The 24,164-nt window shown below is 61.1% G+C and carries 14 protein-coding genes, 2 tRNA genes and 5 pseudogenes; 12 read left to right on the top strand and 9 right to left on the bottom strand.

Going from position 1 to position 24,164, the window contains the following annotated elements; genetic code table 11:
- Positions 1 to 14: 14 nt before the first annotated feature.
- The 3 genes from MTHMO_RS01110 (at position 15) to MTHMO_RS01100 (ending at position 4,376) form a co-directional block, all read left to right on the top strand.
- A complete protein-coding gene (locus tag MTHMO_RS01110; RefSeq protein WP_202213148.1) occupies positions 15 to 1,403 on the top strand; it encodes an MFS transporter in 1,389 nt (462 codons plus the stop codon).
- Between the two features lie 172 nt (positions 1,404 to 1,575).
- The gene (locus MTHMO_RS01105) at positions 1,576 to 2,868 is read left to right on the top strand and encodes an MFS transporter (RefSeq protein ID WP_202213147.1); all 1,293 of its coding nucleotides are present in this window, start codon (positions 1,576 to 1,578) and stop codon (positions 2,866 to 2,868) included.
- Between the two features lie 110 nt (positions 2,869 to 2,978).
- Positions 2,979 to 4,376 (top strand): hypothetical protein, encoded by a 1,398-nt coding sequence (locus tag MTHMO_RS01100; protein ID WP_202213146.1) that lies wholly within the window; start codon positions 2,979 to 2,981, stop codon positions 4,374 to 4,376.
- A 23-nt stretch (positions 4,377 to 4,399) separates the two neighbouring features.
- Here MTHMO_RS01100 and MTHMO_RS01095 read toward each other — a convergent pair.
- From MTHMO_RS01095 to MTHMO_RS01080, 4 genes are all read right to left on the bottom strand, one after another.
- Positions 4,400 to 4,486: transfer RNA gene (locus MTHMO_RS01095), tRNA-Ser, on the bottom strand.
- 16 nt (positions 4,487 to 4,502) lie between these two features.
- A complete protein-coding gene (locus tag MTHMO_RS01090) occupies positions 4,503 to 4,961 on the bottom strand; it encodes a PTS sugar transporter subunit IIA (protein WP_202213145.1) in 459 nt (152 codons plus the stop codon).
- Complete coding sequence (locus MTHMO_RS01085) at positions 4,958 to 5,857, bottom strand: NAD(+)/NADH kinase (RefSeq protein WP_202213144.1); 900 nt, start codon at positions 5,855 to 5,857, stop codon at positions 4,958 to 4,960. The genes MTHMO_RS01090 and MTHMO_RS01085 overlap by 4 nt, the downstream gene beginning before the upstream one ends.
- 530 nt (positions 5,858 to 6,387) lie before the next feature.
- A complete protein-coding gene (locus MTHMO_RS01080) occupies positions 6,388 to 7,728 on the bottom strand; it encodes an IS1380 family transposase (protein ID WP_237394683.1) in 1,341 nt (446 codons plus the stop codon).
- On the opposite strand from MTHMO_RS01080, the pseudogene MTHMO_RS01075 reads away from it, so the two are divergent.
- From MTHMO_RS01075 to MTHMO_RS01055, 4 genes and pseudogenes are all read left to right on the top strand, one after another.
- Positions 7,699 to 8,153, top strand: a pseudogene (locus tag MTHMO_RS01075) (IS3 family transposase); the annotation flags it as partial. The gene MTHMO_RS01080 and the pseudogene MTHMO_RS01075 sit on opposite strands and share 30 nt — an antisense overlap.
- Positions 8,154 to 8,286: 133 nt before the next feature.
- Positions 8,287 to 9,957, top strand: coding sequence for an IS1634 family transposase (locus tag MTHMO_RS01065; RefSeq protein ID WP_202213141.1), 1,671 nt, complete (start codon positions 8,287 to 8,289; stop codon positions 9,955 to 9,957).
- A 96-nt stretch (positions 9,958 to 10,053) separates the two neighbouring features.
- A pseudogene (locus MTHMO_RS01060) lies at positions 10,054 to 10,801 on the top strand (IS3 family transposase); the annotation flags it as partial.
- A 348-nt stretch (positions 10,802 to 11,149) separates the two neighbouring features.
- Entirely contained in the window at positions 11,150 to 11,701 is a 552-nt protein-coding gene (locus MTHMO_RS01055; RefSeq protein WP_370568353.1) for an ATP-binding protein, read from the top strand.
- 1,597 nt (positions 11,702 to 13,298) lie between these two features.
- Here the strand turns inward: MTHMO_RS01055 and MTHMO_RS01050 are convergent.
- Positions 13,299 to 14,506 (bottom strand): annotated as a pseudogene (locus MTHMO_RS01050) (ISL3 family transposase).
- Between the two features lie 72 nt (positions 14,507 to 14,578).
- Between MTHMO_RS01050 and MTHMO_RS01045 the strand changes: the two are divergent.
- The 3 genes from MTHMO_RS01045 (at position 14,579) to MTHMO_RS01035 (ending at position 17,462) form a co-directional block, all read left to right on the top strand.
- Positions 14,579 to 15,394, top strand: a complete 816-nt coding sequence (locus MTHMO_RS01045) for a hypothetical protein (RefSeq protein WP_237394681.1) — start codon at positions 14,579 to 14,581, stop codon at positions 15,392 to 15,394.
- Between the two features lie 210 nt (positions 15,395 to 15,604).
- On the top strand, positions 15,605 to 16,729 hold the full coding sequence (locus MTHMO_RS01040; protein WP_237394680.1) for an IS1634 family transposase: 1,125 nt from the start codon (positions 15,605 to 15,607) through the stop codon (positions 16,727 to 16,729).
- A gap of 124 nt (positions 16,730 to 16,853) precedes the next feature.
- On the top strand, positions 16,854 to 17,462 hold the full coding sequence (locus MTHMO_RS01035; protein ID WP_237394679.1) for a hypothetical protein: 609 nt from the start codon (positions 16,854 to 16,856) through the stop codon (positions 17,460 to 17,462).
- Here the strand turns inward: MTHMO_RS01035 and MTHMO_RS01030 are convergent.
- Positions 17,388 to 18,355 (bottom strand): annotated as a pseudogene (locus MTHMO_RS01030) (IS481 family transposase). The gene MTHMO_RS01035 and the pseudogene MTHMO_RS01030 sit on opposite strands and share 75 nt — an antisense overlap.
- Before the next feature lie 225 nt (positions 18,356 to 18,580).
- Positions 18,581 to 18,652 (bottom strand) — tRNA-Thr (locus MTHMO_RS01025).
- A gap of 205 nt (positions 18,653 to 18,857) precedes the next feature.
- On the opposite strand from MTHMO_RS01025, the gene MTHMO_RS01020 reads away from it, so the two are divergent.
- Positions 18,858 to 19,466: a tol-pal system YbgF family protein gene (locus MTHMO_RS01020; RefSeq protein WP_202213140.1), complete on the top strand. Its 609-nt coding sequence runs from the start codon at positions 18,858 to 18,860 to the stop codon at positions 19,464 to 19,466.
- Here MTHMO_RS01020 and MTHMO_RS01015 read toward each other — a convergent pair.
- Positions 19,414 to 20,700 carry an aspartate kinase gene (locus MTHMO_RS01015; protein WP_237394678.1) on the bottom strand — a complete coding sequence of 429 codons (1,287 nt, stop codon included), beginning with the start codon at positions 20,698 to 20,700 and terminating at the stop codon, positions 19,414 to 19,416. The genes MTHMO_RS01020 and MTHMO_RS01015 overlap by 53 nt on opposite strands.
- A gap of 463 nt (positions 20,701 to 21,163) precedes the next feature.
- Here MTHMO_RS01015 and MTHMO_RS01010 point away from each other — a divergent pair.
- Positions 21,164 to 22,373: pseudogene (locus MTHMO_RS01010) on the top strand (ISL3 family transposase).
- A gap of 155 nt (positions 22,374 to 22,528) precedes the next feature.
- Here the strand turns inward: MTHMO_RS01010 and MTHMO_RS01005 are convergent.
- Positions 22,529 to 24,148 (bottom strand): outer membrane beta-barrel protein, encoded by a 1,620-nt coding sequence (locus tag MTHMO_RS01005; RefSeq protein ID WP_202213139.1) that lies wholly within the window; start codon positions 24,146 to 24,148, stop codon positions 22,529 to 22,531.
- Between the last annotated feature and the right edge of the window lie 16 nt (positions 24,149 to 24,164).

The raw sequence follows: 24,164 nt of genomic DNA, 5'->3' as shown, positions 1-24,164 counted from the left end.
GCAATCACCCCATCGTGAGCTGGCTTAACGTCCGCCGTCCGCGCTCCGGTTCCGGCGAGAATGCGCCGAGCGGTTACTCGTCGCCTCCCGCAAGCGGTTCTCCGCCCCCTCCGCCGGCCGGAAAGTGGGAGCGGTTCGCATGGAGCTGCTTCGACGTCGGCAGCTCCTCCTTCACGACGGTTATCGTCGACTTGGTTTTCGCGGTCTACTTCGTCCGTGTCATCTGCGCCCACCGGGTCGACGCGACCTGGCTCTGGACCTTGGCCCTCTTCCTCTCTCAAGCCGTTGTCGCCCTCTGCTCGCCGTGGCTCGGCGCGATGGCCGACGTCCTGGGCAGCAAAAAGCGGATGCTCTTCTCCGCCTATGCGGTCTGCATCCTTTCCTCGCTGCTGCTTGCGCGGATGGGCGAAGGGGACGTCTGGCCGAGTTTGACCGTCTTTATCGTCACCAACATCGCCTTCTCCTTCGCCGACAATCTCATGGCCGGCTTCCTCCCGGAAATCGCCGGCCCCGATTCTCTCGGCACCCTCTCCGGGTGGGCGCGCTCCTTGGGAAACGTAGGCAGCTTAGGTAACCTGCTGTTGATCTCTCCTCTGATCGCCTCCGGATTCACCGTATCTAACGCCGTGCATATCCAAATGGCGTTACTCCTGACGACCATGGTCTATGCCTTGGCCGGCATCCCCGCTCTTCTGCTTTTGCGCGAGCGGGCGGAAGCCGTAGCCGGCGATCTCGGGCAAGCCGTCCGCCAATCCGCGCGCCGCCTTGCTTCCTCCTTGCCAGCCGTCGTGCGTCCGGGAGCCTTGCGCACCTTCTTTTTGTCCTCCCTGCTCTGCGGGGCCGGCGCCACCATCGTGATGGTCGTAGTCGCGATCTATGCGCAGATGGCCATCGGCATGGCCGACGCCGACCAGGTTCTCGTCCTGCTCGCCGTCCAGAGCGGGGCATGCGCCGGAGCGTTTCTCCTTGGGAAGATCAAGGATCGAATCGGATCGGCACCGGCGTTGCGCTTAGTCGTGCTCGCATGGGTGATCGCCTCGATCGCTCTTGTCTCCGTCGAATCGAAGTTGCTGTTCTGGGCCACCGCCTTTCTTGTCGGCATCGGCAACGGATCCCTCTTCGCCGTCAGCCGTGCCGTCATGGGGCTCCTCTCCCCTGTCGAGGCACGGGCTCAGTATTACGGACTCTGGTTCGTCACCGGCCGGGTGGCCGCCGCAGTGGGGCCGCTGCTTTTCGGCGCCGTTTTCCAAGCAACGCACTCCTTCCGGCTTCCGATGGTCATTCCCTTGGTCTGCTTCGCATCGGGTTTCCTGCTGCTGCTTGCGCTGCCTTCCGACCGCATGCGCCCCGCCGTTTCCGCCCCTACCCGGGATGCCTTGACAGGCTCCGCCGATCGCGGTTAGCTCCAGTCGAGGCTCGCCTCCGAGGTGACGCCCGGGTTGGTGCCATGGCTGACTCCCCGATTCCTAGCTTGAGCCGCCCAAGCGCTTCACCGCCGTGCCTTCCCGGTTCGGCCGCTGCGGCCTTCCCGAACGGCCGGATGGCGCAGGCTTCCTCCTGAACGAGTCTCCGTATATGCGCGTCCCGCAAAAGGCCGTTTCCCCCCAACCACATCTTTCGGCCCCGAACAACGCCGAGAAGGTGGCTTGGTCGTTCTTCGACTTCGCCAACACGGCTTTCAACACTCTGATCGTCGACCTGGTCTTCGGCACCTACTTCCTGCGTGTCGTCTGCGCGCATCGGACCGATGCCACATGGCTCTTCGGATGCGCTCTCTTCCTCTGCCAAACGCTGGTCGGCCTGCTTTCTCCCCTTCTTGGGGCGCTGGTCGACGTCACGGGAAAAAAGAAAAGGATCCTCTCGATTTTCTATGCCGTCTGCGTCCTCGCCACGGCCAGCCTCGCCGCCATGGGCGAGGGCGACGTTTGGGCGAGCCTGATCGCGTTCATGATCGCCTCGATCGGTTATGCGTTCGCCGAAAATCTTTGGGCCAGCTTCCTGCCCGAGCTTGCTCCTCGGGAAAAGATCGGCAGGCTATCCGGACTGGCGAGGGCTCTCGGCAACGTGGGAGGATTCCTGAGCGTCATCGCCGCAGCCCCCCTCATCAGCCACGGCTTCACGCTCGCCAACTCCGGAGCCATCCGGCTCATTTTCCTCCTCACCGCCGCCATCTACTGCGCAGGGGGCCTCGCCACGATCCTTTTTGTCCGGGAGCGGACGCAGGCGGCGGAACAGGATTGGAAAGCGGCTCTGAGAGCTTCCCTGGTTCTCCTCTCCCGCACCTTTCCCAAGCTCGCTCGGGAATCCCGGCTCCGTCTCTTTTTCGGCGCATTCCTGCTCTACGCCACCGGAGCCGCCATGGTCCTGGCGATGGCCGCCCTTTACGGCCAGATGCAAATCGGACTGACCGGCAACGAGCCGGCCCTCCTCCTTCTGGCCATCCAGACCGGCGGCTGCCTGGGAGCGGTCCTTTTCGGTTTCATCGAGGACGCCCTCGGCCCGAAACGGACCCTGCAGCTCATCGTTTGGATCTGGTTCCTGGGCATGGGCGGCTTTTACTTCGTCCAGGATAAGCTCGCCTTTTACGTCGTCTCCGCGGTTTTGGGGATGGGAGCCGGCTCTCTGCAATCGGTCAGCCGCGCCGTGGTCGGCATCCTCGCCCCGAAGAACGAGCAGGCCGAATACTTCGGCCTATGGGGGCTTTTCGGCCGCCTGGCCGCCGGTGCGGGCCCTCTGGCCTTCGGTTTCCTTTCCGAGCGCCTCCGCTCGTTCCACACCCCGATGCTTGCGGCGTTCCTCTGCTTTGCGCTCAGCCTCGCTCTGCTCTCGGCCCTGCCCCCCTTGCATGCGGTCGAGGCCGAGTCGTAGCCGACGGCGACCGGCGGGTTCCTCTCGCAAACGGATCGCGCCGGGCCGGCTCGTCCGGCTGGCCGTCGGCTTCTGGCAAAGATATACTCTCTCCGGAGACCTCCGCCTTGATGACCCGCGGAATCCCAAGCTCGATCGGCCGCTTGCTCTTCTGGATCCTGGTTTCCTGGGTGTTCCCGGTGGAGCTCCTCACCTGCCGCGGCTTCGGCGAACGATACGCCGGGAAACGACGGGCAGCCTTTTCCCTCCTTCTCCTCTTCGGCTTGGCGTTGGCAACAGGGCTCGGACGGTCCTGGAGGGCGGCCCTTCCGGTCTTCGTCTTTGCCGGCTTGACAGGAGCGATTTACGTTCTCCACCGGATCGCGACCGCCGGCCGCCACGTTGCCCTCGGCCGGCCCGACCCATGGGGTTGGGGGATTCCGCCCGGACCATTCCGCAACCATCCGCGCTTTTTTTGGCTGGTAGCGCAGCCCGGCGCAGCTCTGGCTTTCGCGTTCGGCTCCTTCTTCTTTTCCTGGGCGCTCGGCTTCTACTTCGCCTTGGCCGCTCCCTTGCTCTGGATCTTCCGCAAGCTCGCCCCGCCCGTTCTCCTAAGACAAGGAGCGCCGCCGCCGCCGATCGATCCAGAAGCGGCTCCTCCACCGCATGCGGCTCCGGTCCTCGAACAGGCCTCGGCAGCGGAGGCGTTCTGGTTGAGGGCGGGGCCGTGGGAGGCGCCGCCGGTCACCGATTCGGCCGATCTTCCCTTCGAGGAGGTTCGGCCGCCTCAAGCGGCCCGCCGGTTTCCATCGGCGCCGACCGAAGCTGGACTCCTCTTCCTGGGAGCCGCAGCCGGGTTGCTGGCAAGCCTCGTCGGCCTCCGCTCGGCTCAGGGCGTTTTCAACTCCTCGCTTCCCAACGGAGACCTCTTCGCCTCGTGCGTCCGCGCCGAGCAAGAACGCTTAGCCGCCGCCTTGCCCGCAGGCTGGAGCCTCCAGCTCTACGAAACGACGAAGGAAGAACCCCTCTCCGAAGAAGCCGTCCGCACCCTTCTCTCGGATAGGAACTCTCCGCTTCTCCAGGCGATGAAGCGGTCCTGGGCGGGCGAACCGGTCTACCTGGCAACCGGCGATTTCCTTCCTCGCGCCGCAATGGCCGTGCGCTTCCCCTCGCCGGGGATCGTCATCGAATGGATCCCATGGGCGATCGACCGCGCCCGGCCGTCCGGCCCTCTCCTTCTGCTTTATGTTCAGACCAGCCCGGAATCGGCGGAGGAGCTGCAGAACACCTTGCGGGCCAGGCACCAGGACCGGCCTTTCCGTTTCGGTCCGCAGTCGAGGCTTGTGGTCTTTGATGTCGGTCGCATCGGTAGGCGGACCATCCTACACTGCGTGAGCACGCGCTCCTTTTCCTTTCGGATCGGCAGCTTCACCCTTTCCCAAGAGCTTGCCGAACCGGCTCCGCCCTCGGGACGGGATCGCTCTGAGTCGGGGCTCGAAGGACAAGAGACGCCTGCGCCATCCCCGTAAGTCGCCTCCGCCCGTGAAGAACGCGGACAGGGTGGGATTTGAACCCACGGTGGGGTTTCCCCCACGCTCGATTTCGAGTCGAGTGCCTTAAGCCGCTCAGCCACCTGTCCGTGGCGGTTTTTATCTTTATACCTTCTGCTCCTCTGCTGCAATCAAGGAGACGAATTCCGCCGGGTCCTTGGCGCGGAGAAGCCGCGCCCGGGAAGGAGCTTTATTCACGATGCGGGCCAGCGCCCCTACCGCGATCAGGTATTCGGTATGGAACTGCATGGGCACGCCGATGACGAAGACAAGCTTCACCGCCGGCTGATCGGCCTGGATCACGATCCCCTCGGTGCTCCTCCCCGCGGCGAGGACGAGGTTTCTCACATGGGTGCTTCGCACATGGGGAAACCCGACCTCGCTATCGAACCAGAGATGTCCCCGGCCCTGAGCCGCAAGCAGTTCCTCCAGAAAAACGGGAAAGTCGTCGATTTCCGGCGCTTCGCGCAAAAGCTCGGCCACTTCCCGCATCGCATCGGTCCAAGTGCGTGCGCGGAGGTTCAGCGCCACTCTTCCCGGCTTGATCAGGTCGATCAACTTCACGGCGGCTCCCCATCCTTGTCAGCCCGCTCTCCCGGCAGCGGGATGCTCGCTCCGCCCCACCGGAGCTTCTGTCGGAGGATTTGAAAGAAGTCCCGGTGCGCCAGGAAGGCGAGTGTCACCGGATGCGGCGCCGCCCGGATCTCCACCCAATCCCCGTGGCGTAGGCTCCCGCTCGATAGGCCGTCGAATTCCAACCGGACCGGGACCGCCCGCTCCGGCACCGTCATCCGAACTTGCGAATCGGCCGAGAAGATCAGGGTGCGATTGGTCAGCGTGTGGGGGGAGAGCGGCGTCAGCCCGAAAACCCGGGCCTCGGGGATGACGATCGGCCCTCCGGCCGACAGGGCGTAGGCCGTCGACCCCGTTGGTGTCGCTACGACGAGGCCGTCGGCTTGAAACTCCGTCACGGGGAGATCCGCCGCCAGGACATCGATTCGCGCCATGTGGGAAGAGTTTCCGCGGAATAGGACCACGTCGTTGAAGACGCAAGGGATATGCAACGCCTTGCCTCGCAGGGACCCCCGCACCTCCAGCACCAGCCGTTCACTTCGACGCCAGGAGCCCTCGGCCAGACCGGGGAGCGCTTCGAGAATCTCCTCCCGGGTCACCGCCGTGAGAAATCCGAGACCGCCGATGTTCACCCCGAGAATCGGCACGGGGCTCGGATAGACTTCATGCACAACCCGCAGCAAGGAGCCGTCTCCTCCGGCGACAATGAGAAGATCGACTCCGGCGACCAGCTCGGCCAGCTTTTCGCCTTCCGCCCCGATGAGCCGGGCGGTCTGCTCTTCCCAACGCAGCGGGAAATCCTGCTTGCGGGAAAATTCTTGCAAGGCCCGAGCCAGCGCCCGGGCGCCCGGCTTCCTTCGATTGGCGACCACACCGATCCGCAGCATCGCTTCCCCGTCCGCCTAGACTTTGGAATTTCGACGGATGCTTTCCCCTTCCCGCACACCGGTGCTCCGGCTTGGTGGCGCTATCCACCGCCGCAATCGTCACCCTTCACCGTAAAGGAATGGCCCCGCCCAATGCAATCCCGGCGCAAATCCGCCAAAAGAACCGGGGGCTAAGCATTCTTTGCGCAAGAGCCCTCTTTGTTAAGAAAAAGCCAGAGGAATTTGTCATAAAAACCTAACGGAGGGATCCCTTGCCCGGCCTCCTTGCGGCTCCGCTATCCTTCTTCCCCGTAAGCAGCCCTAACCCCCATTTCTCACCAGTACGAGCTTTCGGGCGAGAGAGGTGCCGGTTGAGTCGCTTGCGAGCAGTTCCGGCCGCGCAGAGCTCTTCGTGAGGCAGGATCGAGCAAGATTTTCATTCGATTTGCCTTAACGCGAGCGCTGCAAAGCGCAAAAAGCCGGTTGTGGAGCAAGGCTCCGCCCGATCGTAGGCTTTGCGGAAGGAGAAGAGGTGGGGTTTTGATACCTGCTCAACAACGCAGCACTCGGAAGACGTGGGTAAAGAGGCTCTTCCAAGGATAGGCGCTGCTCATCGAGAGGAAGACGCGGCGGACGCTGACTCGGACCAGCGTGCCGATCTTAAAGAGCTTGAGCCGGAGGGTGTCGACCTGGGCCTCGGCCCAGTCCGTTCCTCGCAGACCGAGCCGTCGCAGCGCTTCGACCAGGGTGTAAGCAAGAGCCGAGAAGTAGAGGCGAAGTTGGTTGCTGGCCATTTGCGCGGTCGAGAGCCGGTCGGCAAAGAGGTGGAGTTGTTCCTTGATCCGATTCTCCATGTCGCCACGAGCACAGTAGAGCTTCTCGTAAAGGTCTTGGGCGGGCCACTCCTCGGTGGAGAGAAAGGTCACGACAAAGCGCGGATTCTCCCCTCTTTCCAGGTACTCGGCTTTGGCGACCACCCGGCGCTCCCTCGACCAGCTGCTCAAGGTGCGGTAGGCAAACTCGGTAAAGAAGCGGGCCGGCTTGCCACTCGACTCGTGCAGACGACGGGCTTGCTCCATCGACCCCTGAATGGTCCGGCACAAGCGCTCGTTGCGCGCCAAGCCGAAGAGGTAGTCGACTTGATTGGCTTCGCACCAAGCCATGATCTCTTCCCGGCAGAAGCCCGAATCGGCCCGGAGCACGATCCGGACTCCGGGCCAACGGGTACGGAGTTGTTCCACGATCCGGCTCACCTCCGTAAGGGAGCCCGCCGACGCATCCTGGTTCGATGGCCGAAGCCGGACGCCAAGGAGTTGATCGCCAGCAAAGATGTAGAGCGGCAAATAGCAGTAGGAGTCGTAGTAACCATGGAAGAAGCGCTCCGGCTGATGTCCGTAAAGGGGGATGTCGGTCGCATCCAGATCGAGCACCACCTCCTCAGGGGGCTGGGGATGCGATTCGAGGTAGAGATCGACCAGAAGACGGTCGATCGCTTCGGCCGAGTAGTCGATCTTGTGGTAGCGCTCGCTTCGACCCACCAGTTCCAGCCGGTTGAGCGTGCTCTTGCCCGCCAGATCCTCTTCCAGATCGCTTTTCCCGCTCAGGAGAGCAACCAACGGATCGGTCCGCAACTGCTCATGGTCGTTGAGGTCTTCGTAGCCCATCGCAATCCCGAAAATGCGCTGGGCAAGCATCTCCCGTACCCGATGCACAATGCGTTTCGGATGGCGTCGATCCACGAAGCAACCCTCTAACCGTCTTAACAAACCGATCTTCCGATCCGCTTCCCGCAACAGAATTGCGTATAGTGGACCCCGATTTTGAGACAGGGATTTAAGCTGCCATCTTGGGAGGGTGATGGCATGAGCGAAGGCAGGAAGCGCAAGGCACATAGCGCGGAGTTCAAGGCGAAGGTGGGAATGGAAGCGATCCGGGGGTTGAAGACGCTCAACGAGATTGGGCAGCAGTACGGGGTGCATCCAGTCGTGGTCGGGCATTGGAAGAAAGAGCTCCTGGAGCGGGCGGCGACGATTTTTGAAGGGAAGCGAGGGCCGAAGCCGGCTGCGCATGCGGATGAAGATCGGCTGTATGGGGAGATTGGTCGGCTGAAGATGGAGCTGGACTGGCTTAAAAAAAAGTCCGGACTATGAGCAGCGAGGCACGGATAGGCTGGATAGAGCGAGAGGCGGAACTGGCGGTGGTGCGGCAATGCGAACTGGCAGGGGTGGCGCGGGCTACGTTCTACGGGCGGGGGGCGTCTGGCGAGCAAAGCGAGGAGGATTTGCTGCTGTGCCGGCCCATGTTTGGTGAAAAGCGGCCTTTTTGACGACGGCTCCAGGGTTGGGGAAGGAAATTTTGCAAAAATGTAGTGCCACACTGTGAACAACTTGGCCGCATGAAAGTGGTCTTTTGTGCTTGCGATTCACGGTGACGACCGGTAATGCTATTTCATGTTTCTGCGCACCCTGCGGTTGCGTCGGAAGGACGGGAGCGAGGCGGAGTATGTCCGCTTGGTGGAAAGCTACCGGGAAAAGGGAAAGGTCAAGCAGCGGATTGTCGCGACTCTTGGCCGCAAGGATCTCTTGGCACCCCACTTGGATCGGCTCGCGGAGTTGCTCGGGCGGAGCGCGCCGGCTTCTCGGAGAGCGCTTGAGCCTCAGGAATCCACAGTTTGGGGTCCAACGCTTGTCGCCAGACATCTCTGGAAGGAGCTGGGTATGGAAGAGCTCTTGGAGGAGAAGAGGGGAAAAGGCAAAGGACTGTCCCTTGCGGAACGGGCGTTCGTCCTTGTGGTCAACCGGCTCTTGTCCCCGGGGAGCGAACACGCCTTGGCCCAGTGGCTGGAGACCGACTACGTTCCCGACGGGAGAGGAGAGCGGATCCGGCCGGTCTGGAAGCAGAATGGCCGAGTTCGGGTCGACCCCCGCTTCCTTTGGCCGTGGTACCGGACCCTTGACGAGCTCATAGGGCAGAAGGAGCGGATCGAGGAAGGGCTCTTTGCCCGGCTGCGGGATCTCTTTTCTCTTAAGCCCGAGATGGTCTTCTATGATTTGACTTCCTCCTATTTCGAAGGGGAAGGCCCCGAGGGTTTGGCTCAATACGGCTACAGCCGGGATCAGCGGGAGGGAAACCGGCAGATCCTCTTGGGGGTCGTCATGGCCAATGGCTGGCCGATTGCCCACCATGTCTTCCGGGGCAATCGGCACGATTCGGAAACAGTTCTGCCGATCGTCGCCGATTTGGAGAAACGCTTCGGGTTGCGTCGGATCGTCTTCGTCGGGGACCGGGGGATGGTGAGCACGGCCAACTTGGGCTTCCTGTGGAGCCAGGGGCATGGGTTTTTGTTCGGCTTACGCCGACGAAGGAGCCCGGAGGTCTTGGAGTATGTCCGCAAGGCCCAGAGCGGTTCCTGGCAGCCCTGCTCTCCGGAGGAAAAGGATCGGGTCTGCGAAGTCGAGGGAGCGCTTCCCGGGCAGCGGATCTTCGTGGTCGAAAGCGCCGAGCGGCTGGCCTACGAGCAGGCCATGCGGGAGAGGGATGTCACGAAGACCCGGGAAGAGTTGGGCAAACTCGCCAAGCGTATCGAAAAAGGAGAGCTTCGGAATCGGGAAGAGATCGGCAGCTCCGTCGCCCGAATCCTCTCTCTCCATCGCGGCCACCGCTACTTCCGCTGGAGTCTGCGGGCAGGCAAGCTCCAAGTGTCCGAAGAGCCGGTGGAGACCGAAAAGCTTCTGGAGGGGAAGTACGTGATCCTCACCGAGGAAAAGGATCTCTCCCCGCTCGAGGCGGTCCGGGCCTACAAGGAGCTCTCCGAGGTGGAAAGAGCCTTCCGGAAGCTCAAGGACGTCCTGGAGCTTCGTCCGATCTACCACCACAATCCCAAACGGGTGCGGGCGCACGTCTTCGTCGCCGCCTTGGCCTTCCTGCTCGACCGGCTCCTGGAGAAGAAACTCAAGGCGGCCAATCTACCCTTCTCCAGCGAGCAAGCTTGGGCTGCCCTCCGAACCATCCATCTGGTGGATTTCTCCTTCGGAAGCGAAAAACGTCGCGGGGTCACCGCCGGGAATCATCAGGCCCGGCAAATCCTCTCCGCCTTACGCATCTCTGCCCGGGAGCCGTAGCCGACCGCAAAGGGCAAAAATAGCCCCTGTAGTGCCAATTGGAAATGACGGGTACTGTCTCGCAACGACTTACAAGACCTTCCCCCAAACATGGGCCGGCTGATGGATGAGGAATACACGCGGCGGCCGTTTTACGGCAGCCGGCGGATGGTGGTTTTTCTGGGGCGACTGGGGATATGTTGCAAACCGCAAGCGGGTGCAGCGGTTGATGCGCCATATGGGGTTGGCTGGGATGGCGCCGGGGCCTTCGACGAGCGTGGGACATCCCGAGCAGGCTGTTTATCCCTACCTGCTGCGCGGCGTGGAGGTCAGCCGGCCCGATCAGGTTTGGAGCTCCGACATTACGTACATTCAACTCCTGCGAGGTTTTGTTTATCTGGTGGCGATCATCGACTGGTACTCGCGGCGGGTACTGGGCTGGCGGATCAGCAACAGCCTGGACAGCTCGTTCTGCGTCGACTGCCTGGAGGATGCGCTGGCTCTGTACGGGAAGCCGGAGATCTTCAATAGCGATCAGGGCTCCCAGTTCACCAGCGCTACGTTCACGGGCATGCTCAAGGGCGCAGGCATTGCGATTAGCATGGATGGACGGGGTCGAGCGTTGGACAATATTTTTGTCGAACGGCTCTGGCGCAGCCTCAAGCATGAGGATGTGTATCTGAAGGGGTACGGCACGGTGGCCGAGTTGACGCTCGGGCTGGAGGAGTATTTTGCCTTCTACAACGGCGAGCGTCCGCACCAGTCGCTGGGCTACCGAACACCGAACGCCGTTTATGCGGATGGCAATGGAGGAGGGGCCAGCATCCCGGATCATTTCGGCGGAACGCGGGGAGAACGCCCTGCTCCGCTACGCTGCGCAGGGGATTCTCCCCGCGCAACAACAGGGCAGCGCTGTTCCGCTGCGACTGAAGGAATAGATGCAGCTTAAATTCAGAGGAAATCTGTCTTGCCATCGGGGTCCACTGAAAACTCCCAGCTGCCCATGTCACCCGAATGAGTTAGTTTTCCTTCGATGATCCGGGGCAGTTTTGCACGGCGGTAACCGGCCGTCCAAGCGGGCTACACCGCGCTCTGCGCCTCGGCGTCGGCCCTGATTGCCGACTTGGCTCCCGCGCAAGCCCAAGAAGACCTGAAGGAGCGGATCGCCCGCTTCGCCAAAGCCAAGCTCCCGGTCGTCGACGAGCCGGGCTGACTGCCCATCGCGCCCAATGCCGCTCAGCTCTTCTTCCCGTTGGTCTCCCGCCGCTACGAACGGGGAAGCCAGCGGATCACCGGCAACCGGAATGTCGGCGAATGGGGAAGGGTCTTCGGCGATGCGGTGGTGGCCGCCGCGATCCTCGATCGCCTCTTCCGCCACAGCCAGCTGATCACGATCCGTGGAGAGAGCTATCGGCTCAAGGAGAATCGGCGCGCCGGCGTGCTGCTGCAACCATTCCAGCACCTTTGCCGCAACCGTTCAGAAACCCGCATAGGGGTCAATTCCCCATGTCGCTCGGGGGATCCGTTCCGGATGTCGCTTCGCAGGCGATACAGGAAACATAGCCGTTTGCTGCAAGAACGACGGCGGAAGCCGGGAAGAACAGCGATGCCCTGCGTCCATCAACCGAGCAGACGTGACCTGCCGGAGGACCTCGATGCGGCCGCGTTCTCCTCTGGGAAGGAGAAACGCCGAGGGGTTGCCGCCGAGAATGTTGAAGTCCGCCGAATCTTCGCCGCCTTGGTTGCCGCCGTCTCTGAGCCGTAAGCGATCCATGCGACCCGCTCCGGGCCCGACGGGGCTGAGGAAAATCTAACGTATTGCGCACCCATTGCTTGCAGCGCAACCGCCGAGCGCGCGGGCGAAACGGGGCGCCGAGAGATTGCGGCCAAAGGCCCCGATTGCTCCCTCCACCTCTTTAGAAACGTGCATGAAGGAGTCAATACCAGAGAGCATTAGCTCTTTTTGTGTATGCCACGCTTGACACGAGGTGCACCTATACGTATATCCCCCAGCCCGCGTAGCTCGTTAAGCCACCGCAATACTCGTGTTACTTGTAACTGTAAGAAGTCTTGATAATGGCTATCCCATGTAAATCTCTACTAATCACCTGTCGAAGATATCGATGGGTAGTTGGTGCGCCGCTCCTTCCGCAGCGGATCGACGACCCGCTGCGGTTGCGGCGTATCCCGCCCGATGCTTGGGGCCTTGTCGCGAAAAGGACGTTCGTTCCGGCCCCATTCCTATCGGAAGCGAAACCCGAAGACTTGGATGGAGGCGATGAGTGCTTCCGATGGACCGGACTCCCGGAAAGGGTACCGGCACTGCGGCCAACCTTTCACGGTCTTGCTGCCGGTAGCGTAGGGAAAATCGCGTTCAGGTCCGAGACAGTCCATGGCGGAGCGGGCGCCGATCGGAGGGCCGTCGGCCCGCTCACGCACGACGCTGCTTCCTGGGCGAGCCCGTTGCCCCGGGCCGACAGAAATACGGTTCGGGCAGGGAAGCCGTTCGTCCTGAGCTCCCGAACGGGAAAAAGGCCCGATCGGCACGGCGGCGGCGTCTTCGGCATCGGTGCAAACGCGCCGATGCCGGACACCGCGGCCAAACATGGCTCTGGCCCGCAAACCCAAGACGACGATTCGTGCTTCGCGAGCAAACCAAACATCCGACAACAGGAAAGAGGCAAGACATATGAACTCCCATCACACAGCACCCCAGCGGTACTCAGACAACTCAATGCCGACAGACGGCAAAGCGACACACCGTCCCTATTAATAACAGAAGTACGCCCATTTACGCAGGCCCGCGCGACACAAGCCGCTCCCGCGGAAGCCTATGCATGCTTGCCGTGCACCGAAACGGTGCGCCGGGCCGCAAACCGGAAGCGAAGGTGACTGACGAGAAGCACAAGCCGGAAAAGCTGACCCCGCCATGTTTGCCCCGCGATTGGAATCACACTCCCTTCTAGCTCCGTGTGGTCCGCACGCCGCCGGCCTGCGCAATCAATTTTCTTTTCCCTACGGATCGCGGCCAGAAGCCACGAAGCGGCGCCGTGTCTTCCACAGCGGTAGTATCGCATTTTCGGAAGTCTCCACACTGAAACCCCCATAGCCTGGGCGTCCCGACCACATAGGGAATCTGCGCATTCTCATGCGGCATTGTCGATACAATGTAACATATTGTGTTATTTCAAGGAGCACTAAATAGATGAAACAACGGAAGTGGAAAGTTACCGCTCTGGTTGCCGGAGCGGGTTGCATGCTGCAGCTTGGAGCGCTGTCCGCACAGGCGGGAGGCAGTGCCGTCCCGGGTGGAGCCGGCGACTCTCAACAGGTCGAGGAAGACGGCGTGCCTCCTCGCTGTTTCATGTGGCCAAGGCGGGAATATCCAACCTCAGCTTTCCGGCTTTGAGGAAAGCGGCGATCCGTAAGCACCGAAAGCTTCGGAAGCCTCTGGCCATCCTTTTGGCAAGCTGGATGAGTCCGTTGATCGCCTCGATGAGACCATTGGTCACCCGGCTCTGGAGGAAAGCAAGGACGCCGTCCAGATGGTCTTTGATCGTCTTGGAAAGCTTTCGGAAGGGAGCAAGCCGACTGCGGTCGGCCCACTGGAACCACCAGCGGAGCTCTTGGGGATCCTCTTGGGCGAGGATCTCTTGCAGAGCCTCCCGCAACCCAATGGCTCTTCCCAGTCGGGGGTAGGCGGCGCAAAGGGAAGCGCGCAGACTCTTCTGCCCCTCGCTTCGCGTCCATTCGTTGCCTCGCAGCGCCCAGAGGCTTCCCTTCGGCAGCAGCCCCTGACGCACGAACTCCTTACGCACCTGGTCGACCGCCTCCCCCGCCATCTGCATGAGGTGGAAGCGGTCAAAGACGATCTGCGCCTTGGGGAAGTGCTCCTTGGCTCCGCAAATGTAGGAAGGGCTCATGTCCATGCAGATTAGCTCGATCTGCTCGGGACTCGCTCCATGCTCGCGCATCTCCTTGGCAATGCCTCCAAGGCCTCCTTCCCTTTGCCTTCCGCCAGGAAGAGGAGCTTCCGGCTCTCCGCGTCGGTAACGGCGGTCACGTAGCGGTGACCCCGCTTGCTGCTGGTCTCGTCGACCAAGATCCGCTTCACCCCGCTCCAATCCTCCTTCCGATAGGCCTTTTCCACGTAATGCTCCAAGATTCTCCACAGCCGGGTGTCCTGCTCCTTGAGCATCTTGGCCACCTGGGAAACCGGCATCTCCTGGGAAAGCATCAGGATGACCGCCTCCATCATCAGGGTAAACCCGCTCCCCGGTCTGGCCCAGGGAACTTCCGCCAACCGCACTCCGTGCTCCGGACAGTCCACCCGAGGAACCCGCGCCACCAGCTCGGTCTTGTACTGCCAGAAGTTCATGTGCCTCCACCGCTTCTCCACCGTGTCGTGCGCAGGAGAAGGACGCCCGCATTCCGGACAGGGGAACCGATGGCCCTCGCGAAAATCGAGCCAGATCTTCAAGGTGTGATCCACCGCAGACAGTTCGCTTCGAGTCACCTTCCATTCCGGACCCAACTGTAAGGCCATCCCAAAAAGCTTGTTCGCATCCATGCCCGAAGAATCGGAAAACGAGGCGAGCTTGGCAATCCGCCGTCAAGGAGGATCGACGAAGTCGAAGTGTCCTTGACGGCAATTCGCCCGGACTCAAAATCCGTCGAAGACGGATGGCAAGAACACCGTTTCTTGCCATCCCTCAATGGCAAATCTGCCCCCTCCTTCCACTCCGCACAGCGAAGAGCCGACGGCGTTACCGTGCCGCAAGGCCACAAGGAAGCCTATGAGTCCGCTAAGGAAGCAATGACAGAAGCCACAAAGAAAGAGCAGAAGTCCTGGACCCCGTATATTGCGGGAGCGCTAGGCGTCGGCTTTCCTTACTCCGATCGGGCAAGTTTGGTTACACCTGCTGGAGAAACTCCTCTTTCCGTAAACTACAATTATTCTTATATTGGAGCGATCGTCGGCGGATTATATTTTCATGATCCGGAAAAGTGGGGAAATTTTAGTTTTACAGCCGATGCGATAGGCCTTTTTCTCGGAAGCCAGCAGCAATCGTCATTGGGGCCGGGACCCGCTTCACCCGGCCACGCGACCATGGCGAGCAATTCGGCGATCGTCGGCTATCTCGGACTGGGCGGGACGGTCGGCTACAGGATCGCGAAGCAAATCGAGCCGTACGTGGGATTCGCGGGCGGCGGCATTCTTGTGAATGCGGAGAGCGGCGGAGTCAATTTCGGAAGCGTGTGGGGCTACTGGTTCGCCCCGGTCGGGGGAGTTCGTTATTTCCTCGATTCGCACTGGTTTATCGCCGGACAATTCGGTTTCGCCTTCGATGGCGACGTCAACGGATTTCATAGCGGAACCACTACGCTGAATGTGAGCGGACCAAGCTACGGCTTGTACGATCCGTTCGGGGTCTTTGTCGTGGGTTACGGATTCTAGCGGGCTTCTTGCCCGAACGAAGCGGATGGGGAGGCCGTATTTCTCAGTTGGGGACATGCGGCCTCCTTGCTTTCTCCCATCTTCCGCACAATTTTGAGGATTGTTTCTGCACATGAAGGACTTGCGCAAAATAATGTAGGACGTGTAATGCGAATACAATGTGAATAACATTTGTTTACATAAGCATCATGCTCTTGGCATATTGTAGGCATGTACGTGCAAGAGGTGCGCACTTGCCAGAGGGGCAAAGTCTACCGATCCGTTCTTGTCCGGGAGTCGTATCGGGTGGGCAAGCAGGTCAAGACCAGGATCCTGTCCAATCTGACCCGGATGCCGGTGGAGGTCCAGCAGGCGGTCCGAGCGCTGCTGCAGGGGAAGAAGCTGGTGCCCCTGGACGGACTGGAAGGGCAGGAAGCTCTGGATTACGGAGGAATCGCGGTCCTCGAGCAAGCGTGGCAGCGATTTGGACTCGATCAGGTTCTTTCCGGGGTGGGTTCGGAGCGGAAGGGGCGGCTTTTGAAAGCGATGATCTTTGGACGGATTCTCTTTCCCTCTTCCAAGCTCGCCCTTCGGGAGGAAGCAGGCGGGACGCTTTTGGCTAAGGTATGCGGACTGGAGGAGAAGGACCTGGAAGAAGACGATCTCTACCGGGCGATGGATGGGCTCAACGGCGTTTGGAGCGGGATCGAGAAGAAGCTTTACCGGGAAGCCCAACCAGAGGGAGCGAGCTTGGTGCTCTATGACCTTTCGAGTGTCTACTTCGAGGGGGACGGCCCCGAGGGATTGGCGCAGTACGGCTACAGCCGGGATCACCGGCAAGATCGGCGGCAGGTGCTTCTTGCGGTCGCCACCGATGCCCGGGGGATCCCGATCCATGTGGAGGTCCTGCGGGGGAACCGGGCGGAGAGCACGACGCTGACGGGGCTCTTGGTGACTCTCAGACGCCGACTCGGGATCCGAGAGGCTACCTTCGTCTTCGATGGCGGGATGAAGAGCCGGTGGAATCTGGAGATGCTCACCGGCATGGAGCTTGAGTACGTGACCCGATCAACTGGGACCAAGCTCCAGGAGATCGTTCGGCGACTTCCCAAAGATCGGCAGCTCTGGCTGACGGATCGAACCCGGGTGATGGAGATCGAGCACCAAGGGGTTCGCTACGTCGTTGCCGGCGGGGAGTGGCGCGCGATGCGCGATCGGGAGCGGCGGCAGAGCCGCATTGCCCGAGGAGAGGAAGAGCTGCGCCAGATTGCCAAGGCAACGCGCAAGGGAGCAGACCCGGTCGAGCTCGGCAGCCGGATCGGCCGGCCCATGTTTGGTGAAAAGCGGCCTTTTTGACGACGGCTCCAGGGTTGGGGAAGGAAATTTTGCAAAAATGTAGTGCCACACTGTGAACAACTTGGCCGCATGAAAGTGGCCTTTTGTGCTTGCGATTCACGGTGACGACCGGTAATGCTATTTCATGTTTCTGCGCACCCTGCGGTTGCGCCGGAAGGACGGGAGCGAGGCGGAGTATGTCCGCTTGGTGGAAAGCTACCGGGAAAAGGGACAGGTCAAGCAGCGGATTGTCGCGACTCTTGGCCGCAAGGATCTCTTGGCACCCCACTTGGATCGGCTCGCGGAGTTGCTCGGGCGGAGCGCGCCGGCTTCTCCGAGAGCGCTTAAGCCTCAGGAATCCACAGTTTGGGGTCCAACGCTTGTCGCCAGACATCTCTGGAAGGAGCTGGGTATGGAAGAGCTCTTGGAGGAGAAGAGGGGGAAAGGCAAAGGACTGTCCCTTGCGGAACGGGCGTTCGTCCTTGTGGTCAACCGGCTCTTGTCCCCGGGGAGCGAACACGCCTTGGCCCAGTGGCTGGAGACCGACTACGTTCCCGACGGGAGAGGAGAGCGGATCCGGCCGGTCTGGAAGCAGAATGGCCGAGTTCGGGTCGACCCCCGCTTCCTTTGGCCGTGGTACCGGACCCTTGACGAGCTCATAGGGCGGAAGGAGCGGACCCTAGGTGTCAGGTCCCGCATGATTGCGTACTGCTTTTTGGAAGAGATGCGGATGGGATTGTTGCCATGTTTTTAGGGCCTGAAGTGGGGTTTGGTGATTGAGCGATTTTTGAGGGTGGTGTTCGTTGTAGAGCCAGGCGTAACGGTGGAGCGTGGTTTTCAGGTCGAGGGAGCTTTGGAAGTGATGAGTACGGAGGATCTGCGCCAGTCTTCCGTTGAAGCGCTCCACCATGCCATTGGTGCGAGGCGACTTTGGCTTGGTCAGGCGGTGCTCGATTCCCAATGCTTGGCAGAGCGCGTCGAACTCATGGGCTCCGGTAGCATCCTTGGCTGCTTGGCCGAAGACGCGATCGGTGAACTCCTTGCCGTTATCGGTGAGGATGGTTCGGATTTTCACGGGTGCCGCCTTGGCCAGCGCCTGGAGAAAGCTGCGGGCGGCCGCTGGGGTCTTTGCACGCTTGACCGCCAAGAAGACCCAACGGGTGGCTCGGGTCCTTGGCGACGAAGACATAACGGCGAGACGTCTCGTCGGCCATCTGGGGCAGGTATTTGAGGTCCACATGAAAGTAGCCCGGCAGGTAAACTTTAAAGGGTTGAGTGGGATTGGCCGGTTTTTCCGGTTGAGGCAGCCGGGAGTGGCCTCGGCGCCGCAGGAGCCGGCCCAAGGCCGAGCGGGTCATGGAGGGTTCGATAAATTCGCGGATGACGGCCAGCAGATCGTCCAGCGGCAGCCGGAGCTGCGTGCGCAAGTAGATCACCAGCTCTTCCTGTCCCGGATTGAGTGTCGTCGGAAGATGATGCGGGGTGTGGCTGGCATCCTCGACAAAATCCCGCTTCCGCCACCGACGAATCGTCTCCCGAGTCACGCGAAACTGCCTCGCCAACTCGTAATCGCTGCCCTTCGCCCGCCAGAATCGCCGTGCGGATCGCCGGCGTAGTCGTCGCATTTTTGTGCAGGGTGATTCTCATATCTTTACCTCGGCTTTCCAGCTTGCCACAACCTCCCGAAGCACCGCACGCCCGATCAGCAACGGACGGCGATTTTCTAGAAGGTAATCATGCGAACCCCAACAGCTAAGCAGTGCGCAGGGGCTTGCGCGGGGCGGGAGCGGCACGAGGAGGCAGCGAGGGGCACCGTGACTTACGCTTTCTCTACCAGAGGAAGTTGCTTTCGTAAGTCGCCGTGAAGCTGGCAGCCGCTTAAGGGATTCGAACCCTTGACCCACGCTTTACGAAAGCGTTGCTCTACCTCTGAGCTAAAGCGGCACTGCTCGGCCTCTTTTCCCTCCCAACCGGCAGGCGGAAGGGCGCTCCTGACTATGCGACAGAGACGGCTGCCTTCGCAACTCGGAATCTCTTCCGCGCCCGACGGAAGCGGGTGGCCCGGACGGCCGCTTCCCGGCACGGGCGTCCATGTGGATTTTTTTCGCGCTTGTCACCCGGAATCGATACGGGCTTCATAGGGATTGCCATGCCGAGCGACCGCGCTTCCTTTCCACCCGCAGGGACGGGAAGTAGAGAAAACCTTTCTCTGATCGCCGCACTGGTGCTTCTGGTGGCGGTTGTCGCGGCAGGGATCGGAATCTACGCTTGGCAAAAGCACGAAGAGTGGCTCCAGGAGGAAAAGATTGCTTCGGAATATGCCAAAGCCTCGAGCCTGTCGGAGCGCTTGGCATTGATCAAGCGCCACCGGGACATTCCCCAGAGCGCCCTCTGGCTCCTGCAAACTGCCTCGGCTCAATTCCAGGAAGGAGCCTATGCCGAGGCAACCAAGAGCTTTCAAGAGTTCCTCGGCTCCTTCCCCAAGCACCCGCTGCGGCCCGCGGCGCTTCTCGGCACGGCGGCGGGATTGGAGGCCGAGGGAAAGCGGGAGGAAGCCATCCGCTCCTACCGTGCGCTGATTGATGAAGGATCGGCCGATCCCTTCCGGCTGGTCGCCGAAATCCAGCTCGCCCGGTTGGACATCGAGCAAAAGCAATATGCTCCGGCTAAAGCGCTTTTAGACGCCATCCGGCGGCGAAAGCCGGTCAACCGCTTCGAGGGAGTCGTCCAGGAGCTTCAGGACCGGCTGCCTCCGTAGCCCGTTCCCCGCCGGACGCGGGCTTCGACAGGCCGAAGGCTTCATGCACCGCAAGAACGGCGCGCTCCGCCACCGCCTCATCGATGACGACCGAAATCTTGATCTCGCTGGTGGAGATCATCTGGATGTTGACGCCGGCCTCGGCAAGAGCCTGGAACAAGAGGGCCGCGACACCGCTGTGGGAACGCATGCCGATCCCGACGACCGAGAGCTTGGCGACTCCCTCCTGCGCCCGGGGCGGAGCGGCACCAAGCTCGCGTGCAGCCGGCTCGATGAGCCGCAGAGCGCGGGAAAGACTGTCTCGGTTCACCGTGAAGGTAATGTCGGTCAGCCCCCGGTCCGAGACGTTCTGGACGATCATGTCGACCGAAACGCCGTCATCGGCGACCGACGAAAAGATCTTGGCCGCCACCCCCGGACGGTCCGGAACCGCCGGAATGGTCAGCTTCGCTTGATTCCGTTCGAGGCTGACCCCTCGAACGACGACATCTTCCATCGATTTGGTTTCCGCCTTCACTATCGTGCCCCGCGCCTCCGAAAAACTGGATCGGACCTCGAAAACGACCCGAAATTTCTTCGCGAACTCGACCGAGCGGCTCTGCATGACCTTCGAGCCCGCAGCCGCCATTTCCAGCATCTCATCGTAGCTGATCTCGTCGAGCTTCATGGCGTTCGGCACCAATCGCGGATCCGCCGTATAGACGCCATCTACGTCGGTGTAGATCTCGCAGAGATCCGCTTTGAGCACAGCGGCCAGCGCGATGGCCGTCAAGTCGGAACCGCCGCGTCCCAGGGTGGTGATGCTACCGTGAAGATCCTGCCCTTGAAATCCCGCGACAACCACCACGGAGCCTTCGTCGAGGAGCTGGTGAATCCTTTTCGGCCCGATGTTGAGAATGCGGGCCCGGGTGTGGGCGCCGTCCGTGACGATTCCCGCTTGCGCCCCGGTCAAGGGCACGGCCCGGACTTTCTTCGCGTGAAGAGCCATGGCGAGCAGAGCGGTCGTGGTCTGCTCTCCGGTGGCCAAAAGAAGATCGAGCTCCCGCCCCATCGGATCCGGATGCACCTGCCGCGCCAAGCGCAAAAGCGAATCGGTGACGCCCGACATGGCGGAGACCACGACAACGAGCCGGTCTCCTTGCTTGTGACGGACGGCGATCCGGCCGGCGACCCGGTTGATCCTCTCGATATCGCCGACCGATGTCCCGCCGTACTTCTGGACGACAAGCGCCATATCAGAGGATCGACGCCTTCGCTGCAGAGACCCCGATTCTCCAGGGCCCTATCCAAAACAACCTATCCCGGACTAGAGCGAAGCCGGCCGAGCGATTTCCGCTCTTCCCGCCGGAAGGAGAAAAGAAGAGAGGAATCAGAGCCATCGTGCGAAGCGCGGGAGGGAGAAGTTTCCAGGTAGCCAAGCGCAATTCTTCTCTCGGATGTCGAGAGGCTACGCCGATTCCGGCGGATACGCAATGGGAAGACGCCTTTACGCGGTCGACAAGAAAAAAGGCTCTTCGCTGTGCGGAGTGGAAGGAGGGGGCAGATTTGCCATTGAGGGATGGCAAGAAACGGTGTTCTTGCCATCCGTCTTCGACGGATTTTGAGTCCGGGCGAATTGCCGTCAAGGACACTTCGACTTCGTCGATCCTCCTTGACGGCGGATTGCCAAGCTCGCCTCGTTTTCCGATTCTTCGGGCATGGATGCGAACAAGCTTTTTGGGATGGCCTTACAGTTGGGTCCGGAATGGAAGGTGACTCGAAGCGAACTGTCTGCGGTGGATCACACCTTGAAGATCTGGCTCGATTTTCGCGAGGGCCATCGGTTCCCCTGTCCGGAATGCGGGCGTCCTTCTCCTGCGCACGACACGGTGGAGAAGCGGTGGAGGCACATGAACTTCTGGCAGTACAAGACCGAGCTGGTGGCGCGGGTTCCTCGGGTGGACTGTCCGGAGCACGGAGTGCGGTTGGCGGAAGTTCCCTGGGCCAGACCGGGGAGCGGGTTTACCCTGATGATGGAGGCGGTCATCCTGATGCTTTCCCAGGAGATGCCGGTTTCCCAGGTGGCCAAGATGCTCAAGGAGCAGGACACCCGGCTGTGGAGAATCTTGGAGCATTACGTGGAAAAGGCCTATCGGAAGGAGGATTGGAGCGGGGTGAAGCGGATCTTGGTCGACGAGACCAGCAGCAAGCGGGGTCACCGCTACGTGACCGCCGTTACCGACGCGGGAGAGCCGGAAGCTCCTCTTCCTGGCGGAAGGCAAAGGGAAGGAGGCCTTGGAGGCATTTGCCAAGGAGATGCGCGAGCATGGAGCGAGTCCCGAGCAGATCGAGCTAATCTGCATGGACATGAGCCCTTCCTACATTTGCGGAGCCAAGGAGCACTTCCCCAAGGCGCAGATCGTCTTTGACCGCTTCCACCTCATGCAGATGGCGGGGGAGGCGGTCGACCAGGTGCGTAAGGAGTTCGTGCGTCAGGGGCTGCTGCCGAAGGGAAGCCTCTGGGCGCTGCGAGGCAACGAATGGACGCGAAGCGAGGGGCAGAAGAGTCTGCGCGCTTCCCTTTGCGCCGCCTACCCCCGACTGGGAAGAGCCATTGGGTTGCGGGAGGCTCTGCAAGAGATCCTCGCCCAAGAGGATCCCCAAGAGCTCCGCTGGTGGTTCCAGTGGGCCGACCGCAGTCGGCTTGCTCCCTTCCGAAAGCTTTCCAAGACGATCAAAGACCATCTGGACGGCGTCCTTGCTTTCCTCCAGAGCCGGGTGACCAATGGTCTCATCGAGGCGATCAACGGACTCATCCAGCTTGCCAAAAGGATGGCCAGAGGCTTCCGAAGCTTTCGGTGCTTACGGATCGCCGCTTTCCTCAAAGCCGGAAAGCTGAGGTTGGATATTCCCGCCTTGGCCACATGAAACAGCGAGGAGGCAGAAAAAAAGAGCGGCGTGGACTCGCCCGCGCCGCTCTCGGGAATCGTTGGAGGAGGAATTTGCTTGAAGCTTTGATGGATTTGACGCTGCGACTCTTCCCTTTGTTCAAAGGGAGCGCGCTTTTCCCCCGCTCCTGAGGGTCAGTACGAGTAGACCACGTCGAGCGCAAAAAACCAGAAGGGGCCGCTGCTCAACGCGGCAATCCCATTGCCGCTCGTGGGCACAACGCCCTCCGCCGGGTAGTAGTAGGTGAGAAACCCCTTTCCGTAATCCATCCGATTTTCGATACGAATCATGAAGTTGTCGGCGAGGTCGAACCGCCAATCGACAGTCACATCCCAGATGTCTGCGGGGTAGAGGTAGGCACTGAAGATCTCATTGAAGTTGGTGTGGTCGAACTGCTCCCGCCACGCCATGCTGAAGACCTTGTTGAACTTGTAAATCTGGTAGATCGCAAATCCCATGAAGCTCGTGGAGCCGTTGTACCCGCCCGGGGGAAGGCCCGCGACCGGGAAGACGCTATTGGCGCTAAGCGTAGAGGCACCCAACTGGGGCAGTCCGGCCGGGAGCACGGCCGCGTTGGAAAAACCGCCGACCAACTCGTAGGCAAACTCGAGCTTCTGATCCTTGACCCACTTCGGAATCCAGGTTCCGAAATCGTTGAACTCCATGAAGAGGCCGTTGTCGTTATAGGGAGAGGGTTCGATGTCACCGCCAAAATCATAGGCGCCCGCGTAACCAGGCAGAGGCCGGGTGCCGAATCCGGGGGGATTCACCCCGTTGGGGGCGACGGCGTACCCGAAGGTGTTGAGGAAGAGTTTGTCCTTCGAGACGTAGTCCCACATGTTCCAGAAGACGAAACTGTCGCTGCTGTTGATCATGTTGTTCACCATCCCGTAATAGGGATAGCCGGATCGCGATACGTTCCAACCGCCGTTGGTAAATCCGACACGCACCGTCCAGGAGTCATTGATCTTATAGTATGCGGCGCCGCCGACCATCGTGAACGGCTCGTAGTTGTTGAAGAGAATCCCGTAGCTAAAATTGAAGTTCGCCGGGCGCTCCATGACCTCCAATCCGATCGGCGAGGCATACTGCCCGAAATGGAACTCGATGCTCTTGTCCCCGACCGGCATTTTGAACTGCACGTAGGCCTGTTCGAGGAAGATGCCGCTGGTATTAAACCCGACGCCGGTATTGTTGAAGGTCCCGTTGCCCTCTACCGCGTCAGGCTCGCCAAGGGCCGCATCCTGTCCCAAAATCAGATCGGTTCGAAAGCCCGCTTGCCATTTGTTTTCGTCGGTAAGAGCTTTTTCCAGAGCCACCTTGAGCTGGTTGAAGTTGAAGGCCCCCCCCGGAATCCCATCAGTGGTGAACCGCAGCGGCATGAAGGGGTACGCGTGAACCGGCGTTGGACTCGGCACCCCGGAGATCGCCGGGGTTGCCAAGATGATCGGGGTTTGATTGAAGGATGGAGCGTTAACCAAGTTGTTCGTGTAGCTCGCTTCCACATAGCCGCTCAGCTTGATTCCCGGGTTCTGCGCCTGTACGGCCGCAATCCCCTGTTCTTCCAGCACCTTTTGCAAGTGCTCCATCTCTTCGGGACTCCCCTGAAGCGAACCCGCGTCCACGGCGCCCGCCGAAAGGTCGATCCCGCTCCCTCCCCCACCTGTCTCTTCCGCCGCCCGGAGCAGCCCCAGCGACAGCAGAAAAAGGCCGAAAGCCCACACTATCCGCTTCCCACACAGGCTCTTCTTCATCCTCCTCCTTTTTAGG

Origin of the sequence: Methylacidimicrobium sp. AP8, assembly GCF_903064525.1 — a bacterium.
Taxonomy (GTDB): domain Bacteria; phylum Verrucomicrobiota; class Verrucomicrobiia; order Methylacidiphilales; family Methylacidiphilaceae; genus Methylacidimicrobium.
The sequence above is the reverse complement of the archived record's forward strand: the minus strand, read 5'-3'. Positions and strand labels throughout refer to the sequence as shown.